The sequence below is a fragment of the Streptomyces lichenis genome (genome assembly GCF_023218175.1).
Classification (GTDB): Bacteria; Actinomycetota; Actinomycetes; order Streptomycetales; family Streptomycetaceae; genus Streptomyces; species Streptomyces lichenis.
This window is the reverse complement of sequence record NZ_JALPTH010000058.1, coordinates 1-7,630: the sequence shown is the minus strand read 5'-3', so window position 1 is coordinate 7,630 and position 7,630 is coordinate 1. Positions and strand designations below refer to the sequence as shown.

The 7,630-nt window shown below is 74.7% G+C and carries 8 protein-coding genes; all 8 read right to left on the bottom strand.

Annotated features, from left to right (window positions below; genetic code table 11):
- Positions 1–204 precede the first annotated feature (204 nt).
- Positions 205–771 (bottom strand): TetR/AcrR family transcriptional regulator, encoded by a 567-nt coding sequence (locus M1O15_RS31245; RefSeq protein WP_248637621.1) that lies wholly within the window; start codon positions 769–771, stop codon positions 205–207.
- 53 nt (positions 772–824) lie between these two features.
- Complete coding sequence (gene whiG, locus M1O15_RS31240) at positions 825–1,709, bottom strand: RNA polymerase sigma factor WhiG (protein WP_248637619.1); 885 nt, start codon at positions 1,707–1,709, stop codon at positions 825–827.
- A gap of 299 nt (positions 1,710–2,008) precedes the next feature.
- On the bottom strand, positions 2,009–3,268 hold the full coding sequence (dprA, locus tag M1O15_RS31235) for a DNA-processing protein DprA (RefSeq protein ID WP_248637618.1): 1,260 nt from the start codon (positions 3,266–3,268) through the stop codon (positions 2,009–2,011).
- Positions 3,265–4,875: a YifB family Mg chelatase-like AAA ATPase gene (locus M1O15_RS31230; protein ID WP_248637617.1), complete on the bottom strand. Its 1,611-nt coding sequence runs from the start codon at positions 4,873–4,875 to the stop codon at positions 3,265–3,267. Before M1O15_RS31230 ends, dprA begins: the two co-directional genes overlap by 4 nt.
- Position 4,876: 1 nt before the next feature.
- Complete coding sequence (locus M1O15_RS31225; RefSeq protein ID WP_248637616.1) at positions 4,877–5,239, bottom strand: YraN family protein; 363 nt, start codon at positions 5,237–5,239, stop codon at positions 4,877–4,879.
- Positions 5,240–5,423: 184 nt separating this feature from the next.
- Positions 5,424–5,732: a DUF2469 domain-containing protein gene (locus M1O15_RS31220; protein WP_003965949.1), complete on the bottom strand. Its 309-nt coding sequence runs from the start codon at positions 5,730–5,732 to the stop codon at positions 5,424–5,426.
- Between the two features lie 13 nt (positions 5,733–5,745).
- Entirely contained in the window at positions 5,746–6,408 is a 663-nt protein-coding gene (locus M1O15_RS31215) for an NUDIX hydrolase (RefSeq protein WP_443735624.1), read from the bottom strand.
- Between the two features lie 52 nt (positions 6,409–6,460).
- A complete protein-coding gene (lepB, locus tag M1O15_RS31210) occupies positions 6,461–7,228 on the bottom strand; it encodes a signal peptidase I (RefSeq protein WP_248637615.1) in 768 nt (255 codons plus the stop codon).
- Positions 7,229–7,630 lie beyond the last annotated feature (402 nt).

Here is a 7,630-nt window from a genome sequence, read left to right as displayed (position 1 = left end):
GGGGGGGGGGGGGGGGGGGGGGGGGGGCCGGGGGGGGGGGGGGGGGGGGGGGAGGGGCGGGGGGGGGGGGGGGGGGGGGGGAGGGCCCCCGAAGGTCGGTGCTGAGGTTGGTGCAGTCGGAGGGTCGAGGAGCAGGCCCAAGTGCGGCGGCAGGTGGGCGGGCCTGGCGGCCTGCGGGCTTGGGTTGCTTCGGCGGGGCGGAGGCTAGGCGGGGTGGCGGCTTACGCCGTGGAGGGCGAGGGCGACGGCGGAGTCGGCGATGGCGGCGGGGACCTCGGCGGCGCCCAGTTCGACGCGGCGGGCGGCGGCGTCCACGATGCCCTGGAGGAGCATGGCGGCGAGGCGGGGCTGTTCGTGGCCCAGTTCGGCCAGGGCCTCGACGATCATCGCGACCAGCCCGCCGTGGGCGGCGCGGATCTTCTCGCGGGCGCCCGCGTCCAGTTCGCTCGCGGAGATGGCGACGACGGCCCGGTGGCGACGGTCGCCGACCAGTTCGAGCTGGCGGCGGATGTACGCCTCGATCTTGCCCTCGGGGCCGGCGGAGCGTTCCATCGCGGCCTCGACCTCGGCGGCCCACACGGGGAAGTCGACGGCGCACAGCTCCTCGACCACGGCGGCGCGCGAGCGGAAGTACTCGTAGACGGACGACCGGGCGAGGCCGGTGCGCTCGGCGAGGGCGGGGAAGGTCAGCGCCTCCGTCCCGCCTTCGGACAGCAGGGAACGCGCGGCGTCCAGCAGGGCGCCGCGCTGCATGGTCCGGTGCTCGGCCACGGAGGCCGCTCGAATCCTTGGCACCCCACCACTCTACGGCGGGCCCTTCGCCGTCAGCGTCCTACGTCGGCCAGCTTCGCCCGCAGTTGGAGGACGGATTTGGTGTGGATCTGGCTGACGCGGCTCTCGGTGACCCCGAGGACGTTGCCGATCTCGGCGAGGGTGAGGCCCTCGTAGTAGTAGAGCGTGACCACGGTCTTCTCCCGCTCGGGGAGGGTGTTGATGGCACGCGCGAGCAGCCTGCGCAGTTCGCGGTCCTCGGCGACCTCGACCGGATTGTCGGCGGCGGTGTCCTCCAGGGTGTCCATGAGGCTGAGCCGGTCGCCGCCCTCGCCGCCGACGTGCAGCAGCTCTTCCAGGGCGACCACGTTCGCCAGGGAGAGCTGGCTGAAAACGGCGTGCAGGTCCTCCAGCGCGATGCCCATCTCGGTGGCGACCTCGGTCTCCGAGGGGGTGCGCCGCAGCCGGGCTTCCAGGGTCGCGTAGGCGCGTTCGACGGCCCGTGCCTTCTGCCGTACGGACCGCGGGATCCAGTCCAGGGCGCGCAGTTCGTCGATCATCGCGCCGCGGATACGGGTGATGGCGTAGGTCTCGAACTTGATGGCCCGTTCGATGTCGAACTTCTCGATGGCGTCGATGAGCCCGAAGACCCCGGAGGAGACGAAGTCGGCCTGCTCGACGTTGGACGGCAGTCCGACGCTGACCCGGCCGGCCACGTATTTGACCAGCGGGGAGTAGTGCAGGATCAGCTGCTCCCGGAGCCGCTCGTCACCCGTGTCCTTGTACGACCGCCACAGCTGGTCGAGTGAGGTGGGGGGTGGGGGTGAGGGGGCGGCCGGGGAGGGGGGAGCGGTCGGATGCACGGCGCGCCGGGAGGAGGTGCCCCGGGCAGCGGGGGGCACTGCCGCGCGGTCTGACCCGGAGGTGTGCTGGGGCATGCGTCGCTGTGAGCCGTTCTGCTGGAGCGGGTGGGCGGAGCCGGTGTGCGGAGAGAGGGGAGGGGGGAGGGTTCGCGGGGGTGGGGGGCGCCGGTCTGGGGAGCCGGCCTTGTGAGCGTAGCGTGACTGCGGGATCGCTTTGCGCGAAGGACGCCGCCGCGGGGACCCATGCGGGTATGGGGTCGGCCGCATCTTCGAATGGGGCCCCGCGGATGGTCCGCGCGGGGACCACCCCGCCGGGGGCCTCCGGGGCGGGTACGAAGGTCATCACGGGCAGCCTGTCACCCGAATGCCCCTGGTCAAGCACCGCCTCGCCGGGTGTCGGCGTGGCGCGCGGGGTGCGCTGTGAGCCGCCAGCGGTCATCGTGTCGTTCGACGAACCCGAGGGAGTGAAGTTCGTACAGCCGGGCGAGGGCGGCGTCAACCGGCGTACCCGTGGCGTGCGCGAGGTCTCGGGCCGTGGTGTCGGCGGCTCGGCCGGGCATGGCTTCCAGCAGCCGGGCGCACTCCGGGTCGAGGAGGTCCCGGGGCAGCACCGGGCCGCGCCGGTCGGGGGCGAGGTCGTCACCGATGGTGCCCACCAGTTCGATGACGTCCGGGGCGTCGGTGACCAGTACGGCGCCGCCGCGCAGCAGTTGGTGGACGCCTCCTGAGCAGGCACTGGTGACCGGCCCGGGGACACCCATGGTGTGGCGGCCCATGCGCTGTGCGGCGCGGGCGGTGACCAGTGAGCCGCTGCGGTGGGCGGCCTCGATCACCACGGTGCCTCGGGTGAGGGCGGCGATGACCCGGTTGCGCAGGACGAAGCGGCTGCGGGTGGGATGCGCGCCGGGCGGCAGTTCGCCGATGACCAGGCCTTGGCGGACGATGCGGCCGAGCAGTTCGGCGTGGCCGCGGGGGTAGGCGACGTCGGTGCCGCAGGCGAGTACGGCGATGGTGGCACCGCCGGCGGCGAGGGCACCGCGGTGGGCGGCGCCGTCGATGCCGTAGGCGGCTCCGGAGACGACGACCCAGCCGCGTTCGGCGAGCCCGGCCGCGAGGGTGGTGGCCGTGTGGGCTCCGTAGGGGGTGCAGCCGCGTGCTCCGACCAGGGCGACCGAGCGCAGCGCCCAGTGGCGCAGGTCCGGCCCGCCGCGGACCCAGAGGCCGATGGGGCGGGCGGGGCCGAGGTCGTCGAGCTGACTGGGCCATTCGGGGTCTCCGGGGATGACGAACCGTCCGCCGTGGGAGGCCATGGCGGCGAGGTCGCGACCGGGGTCGGCCCGCGCGGCGAGGGCGCGCAGTGCTCTGATGCGCTGGTCGCCGGCGCCGGGCAGGGCGCCCGGGTGGTACGCGGGGCTGGTGAGCCGTCGCAGGAGCTCCACCGGCCCGAGGTCGGCGAGCCACTGTCCGGCTCGTTCGTCCCCGGGTTCCAGGACGCGGGTGAGGGCGGCGCGGGCCCGGCGCTCGTGCCGACGGGGGTCGTCGGTGGCGGCGTCGGGGCTTCCGCTCGCCGCTCCCCCGGCCGGGGGTTCGCCGGGCGGTGCGGTGTGTGGGCGCGGTGGTGTGCGTCCGGTCATCGGAACCCTCCGGTCGCCGGGACGCCTCGGGGGACACCGGTGCGGAGTTCCAGGGCCTGGTTCACCTCGGCGGGGCCGGGGCGGTCGCGGCCGGCGAGATCGGCGAGGGTCCAGGCGACGCGCAGGATCCGGTCCAGTCCGCGGGCGGTGAGCAGGCCCCGTTCGAGGTCGCGTTCGGCGCTGGCGAGGGCGCCGGGGGCGGGCTGCCAGCGGGTGCGCAGCTCATGGCCGGGGACCTCGGCGTTGAGCTGCCAGGGGGTGCCGGTGAGGCGGGCGGCCGCCCGCTCTCGGGCTTCCTGGACGCGGGCGGCGACGGCGGCGGTGGGTTCTCCGCGTCCGCCCTGGCCGAGCAGGTCGGCTCGGTCGACGGGTTCGACGGTCACCCGGAGGTCGACCCGGTCGAGCAGGGGGCCGGACAGCCGTGCCTGGTAGCGGCGGACCAGGGCGGCCGGGCATTCGCAGGCGGCGCCGACCAGGGTGTGCCGGCCGCAGGGGCACGGGTTGGCGGCGAGCACCATCAGGAACCGGGCGGGCAGCCGCACCACACCGGCGCTGCGGGCGACGACGACATGGCCGGACTCCAGCGGCTGGCGCAGTGCGTCCAGGGCCTTGCCGGAGAACTCGGGCGCTTCGTCGAGGAAGAGCACGCCGCGGTGGGCGAGGGAGACGGCGCCGGGCCGGGGGGTGCCGTTCCCGCCGCCGACCAGGGACTGCATGGTGGCCGAGTGGTGCGGGGCGCAGTAGGGCGGGCGGCGTACCAGGGGTTCGCCGGGCGGCAGGATGCCGGCGACGGAGTGGACGGCGGTGACCTCCAGGGCTTCGGCCCGGGTGAGCGGTGGCAGTACGGCGGGGAGCCGTTCGGCGAGCATGGTCTTGCCGGCGCCGGGTGGGCCGGTCAGCAGGAGGTGGTGGCCGCCGGCGGCGGCGGTCTCCAGGGCGCGTCGGGCGGTGTGCTGCCCGGCCACGTCGGCGAGGTCGGGGCCTTCGCCGGGCGCGGGGGCGATGCCGGTGCCGATGCCCGCGCCGGGGACGAGCAGCCCGGCGAGCATGGCGTCGGGCCGGCCGGGCTGGTCGGGTTCCTCGTCGGGTACGGGTTCGTCGGCGAGTACGGCGATGAGCTGGCGCAGGGTGCGGACGCCGAGGACGGAGACTCCGGGGACGAGTGCGGCCTCTCCGGCGGTCTGCTCGGGTACGACGACGTGCTGGTAGCCGGCTTCGGCGGCGGCGAGCACGGCGGGGAGGATCCCGCGCACGGGCCGGACGCGGCCGTCGAGGCCGAGCTCTCCGATGAGGACGAGGTCGGCGATGGCCCGGGGGTCGACCCGTTCGGCGGCGCCGAGGACCGCGGCGGCGACGGCGAGGTCGAAACCGGAGCCGCTCTTGGGTACGGAGGCGGGGCTGAGGCCGACGGTCAGCTTCTTCTGCGGCCACTCCGCGCCGGAGTTGACCACGGCGGCGCGGACCCGGTCGCGGCTCTCCACCAGGCTCTTGTCGGGCAGCCCGACCAGGGTGAACGCGGGGACGCCCGGCTCCAGGTCGGCCTGGACCTCGACGACCACGCCTTCGACGCCGACCAGGGCGACGGAGCAGGCTCGGGCGAAGCCCATGTCAGATCACCCCGCGTACGTGGTCGACGACGGGGGTGCCGCGGCGGGGCAGCAGGACGCCGACGGCGTCGATGCGGACTCCGCCGGGCGGGGGGCCGCCGTGCCGGTCGAGCCAGCAGGCCGCGAGCCGTCGCAGCCGGTCGGCCTTGGTGGGTGTGAGGGCGGCGAGCGGGTGCTCGTACCGTGCGCTTCTGCGGGTCTTGACCTCGCAGACGACGAGGGTGTCGCCGTCCCGGGCCACGATGTCGATCTCGCCGGTCCGCCCGCACCGCCAGTTGCGGGCGAGCGTGGTCATGCCCGACTCGGTGAGTCGGCGGACGGCCAGCTCCTCGCCGTACCGTCCCAGTGCCCCCGTCGTGTTCATTGCGGCACCACCTCCGCCACCGACTGTGACGGGTCGGCGGCGGATTGGTGGATCTTGGTGGATGACGGTGGACAACCGCTGGAATGTGGATCACCGCGCCACTCGGAGGGTCGGTTCCGAGGGCGCGGTGTTGACGGTCGGAGGCGCGGCAGGCGCTCGCCGCCCGAGCACGTGAGGTGCGGGATCAGCCGCCGGGCAGTTCGAGGTCGCTCTTGTTGAGCTCCTCGATGTTCACGTCCTTGAAGGTCAGTACGCGCACCTGCTTGACGAACCGGGCCGGCCGGTACATGTCCCAGACCCAGGCGTCCGCCATGGACACCTCGAAGAAGACCTCGCCCTGTACCGAGTGCACCTGCATCTCGTAGTCGTTGGTGAGGTAGAAGCGTCGCTCGGTCTCGATCACGTACTTGAACAGACCGACGACGTCTCGGTACTCCCGGTAGAGCTTCAGCTCCATCTCGGTCTCGTACTTTTCGAGGTCCTCGGCGCTCATGGCATGTTCCCCTTCAGCCGTGCGTGCCCCCATTGTGCGCCAGTGCCCCGGGCCCCTGGACGATGTCCGGGGGCAGGACCACCGGCTGCTCGGGGGGTCCCTCGTCGAGCAGCGCGCGCAGCAGCCCGGCGAGTCGTGTCGGGTACACCGTCTCACGCGTCGAGGACAGTTCGGCGGAGGTCCACCATCTCAGCCCCGCGACACTGCGGGTCTCCAGCTCGGTGAGGTCGCCTAGGGCCACCTCGGTGCGGTCGGTGCGGGCCAGGTAGTACCACTCGTCCTGATCCCAGCGACGGCCTGCGAACGGGAAGGAGCAGACCCTGCGCCACACCACCGGGCCCAGCCGCACCCCGGTGAGGCCGGTCTCCTCGGCCAGCTCCCGTACGGCGGCCTGCTCCCGCGTCTCGCCTCCCTCCACCCCGCCACCGGGGGTGAACCACCAGGTCGTGGCCGGGTCGTCCGGCTCATGGCCGTGCAGCAGCAGGATCCGGTCGTCGGGGTCGAGCAGGACGACCCGGGCCACCCGGCGCAGCGCGGCAGGCTCGGACGCCGGAGTCGGCTCGGAGAGCTCAGACGTCAGAGTCGGCTCGGACGCCGGAGTCGGCTCGGACGCCGGAGCCGGCTCGGAGGGCTCGGACGCCGGAGTCGGCTCGGGCTCGGGCGCCGACTCAGGCATCGGCGGGGGCTCCGGTGCCGGCTCGGGCCCCTGCCCCGGCTCGGGCGCCGGCTCAGGCATCGGCGGGGGCCTTCCCGCGCGCCGGGCGTTTCCGGTCGGCGCCGCGCCCACCGCCGGAGAGGGCACGTGCCAGTGACGGTCCCGCGGCGCCGGCCAGGACGAGCACCGCTCCGACGGCCACCGCGGCCACCATGGGCTTCACCGGCCCCGGCTCGGAGATCCCGCCGGGCAGGGCGGCGAACTCCCGGGGGCGCTCCACCATGGAGCCGAGCGGCCAGGCCACGGCGTCCACCCGGGCGGTCACCGCGGACCGGGGCACCGAGCCGTGGCTCGCGTCCTGGAGGTGGACACGCGAGTCCTGGGAGCCGTTGCGCTCGTCGCCGAGGAGGAAGAGCCTGCCCTCGGGGACGGCGGCGGAGAACTCGGTCAGCGAGGCCGCCTCGCCCGCCCGCAGATACGGTTCGTCGACCGGCTTGCCGTTGATGGTGAGGCGGCCGTCGGCGCCGCAGCAGGCCACCGTGTCGCCGCCCACTCCGATGACCCGCTTGACCATCGGCAGGTCGCCCCAGTTCGGGTCGTCGAAGACGACCACGTCACCGCGGCGGACCTCGGTGCCGTCGATGCGCTGGGCCAGGACCCGGTCGCCGGGGGCGACGGTCGGCGACATGGAGTCGGTGGGGACGGTGTACGGCCGGTACAGGACCGCGCCCCAGGCGAAGCCGCCGAGGAAGAGCACGCAGCCGAGGGCCACGGCCAGCCCCGACAGGACGCTCACGAGACGGCCGGGACCGCGATCCGCGCGTACGGTCTTTCCGCTCATCCGGCGCTCCCCTGCCTCGCGACACCGACACCCTCCGCCCTCCGTGGGACGGACGACCGCCGAGCCGGGCCGGTCACCCGCGGGCAACCGCGCGGCCGGCGCCGTACGGCGGACGATCTGGGACGGCACCCTACCCGCGTACCCCTACCGAGCGGTACGCCATGGGCCCGCCGACTGCCCCGAAGCCCCGCCACAAGCACCCCAAGCACCCCAAGCACCCCAGCAGGCCACCCACCCACGCACCGGGGCCCGCCCACACGTGGTGGACGGGCCCCGGAGGAGCGGACGCGGGCCGTCAGTGCCCGGCGGTGCGGCGGGTGGGGCGGGGCCAGAGGACGAGCGGGGTGGCGCCCGCCAGTCCGAGGGCGCCGGGGGCGGCGGGGGGGGGCGCCGCGCCCCCGC

Bases quoted from the DNA above. Each gene is read 5' to 3' on its own strand.
- whiG (WP_248637619.1), bottom strand. From the start codon at position 1,709: ATGCCCCAGCACACCTCCGGGTCAGACCGCGCGGCAGTGCCCCCCGCT.
- dprA (WP_248637618.1), bottom strand. From the start codon at position 3,268: ATGACCGGACGCACACCACCGCGCCCACACACCGCACCGCCCGGCGAA.
- M1O15_RS31230 (WP_248637617.1), bottom strand. From the start codon at position 4,875: ATGGGCTTCGCCCGAGCCTGCTCCGTCGCCCTGGTCGGCGTCGAAGGC.
- M1O15_RS31225 (WP_248637616.1), bottom strand. From the start codon at position 5,239: ATGAACACGACGGGGGCACTGGGACGGTACGGCGAGGAGCTGGCCGTC.
- M1O15_RS31220 (WP_003965949.1), bottom strand. From the start codon at position 5,732: ATGAGCGCCGAGGACCTCGAAAAGTACGAGACCGAGATGGAGCTGAAG.
- M1O15_RS31215 (WP_443735624.1), bottom strand. From the start codon at position 6,408: ATGCCTGAGTCGGCGCCCGAGCCCGAGCCGACTCCGGCGTCCGAGCCC.
- lepB (WP_248637615.1), bottom strand. From the start codon at position 7,228: ATGAGCGGAAAGACCGTACGCGCGGATCGCGGTCCCGGCCGTCTCGTG.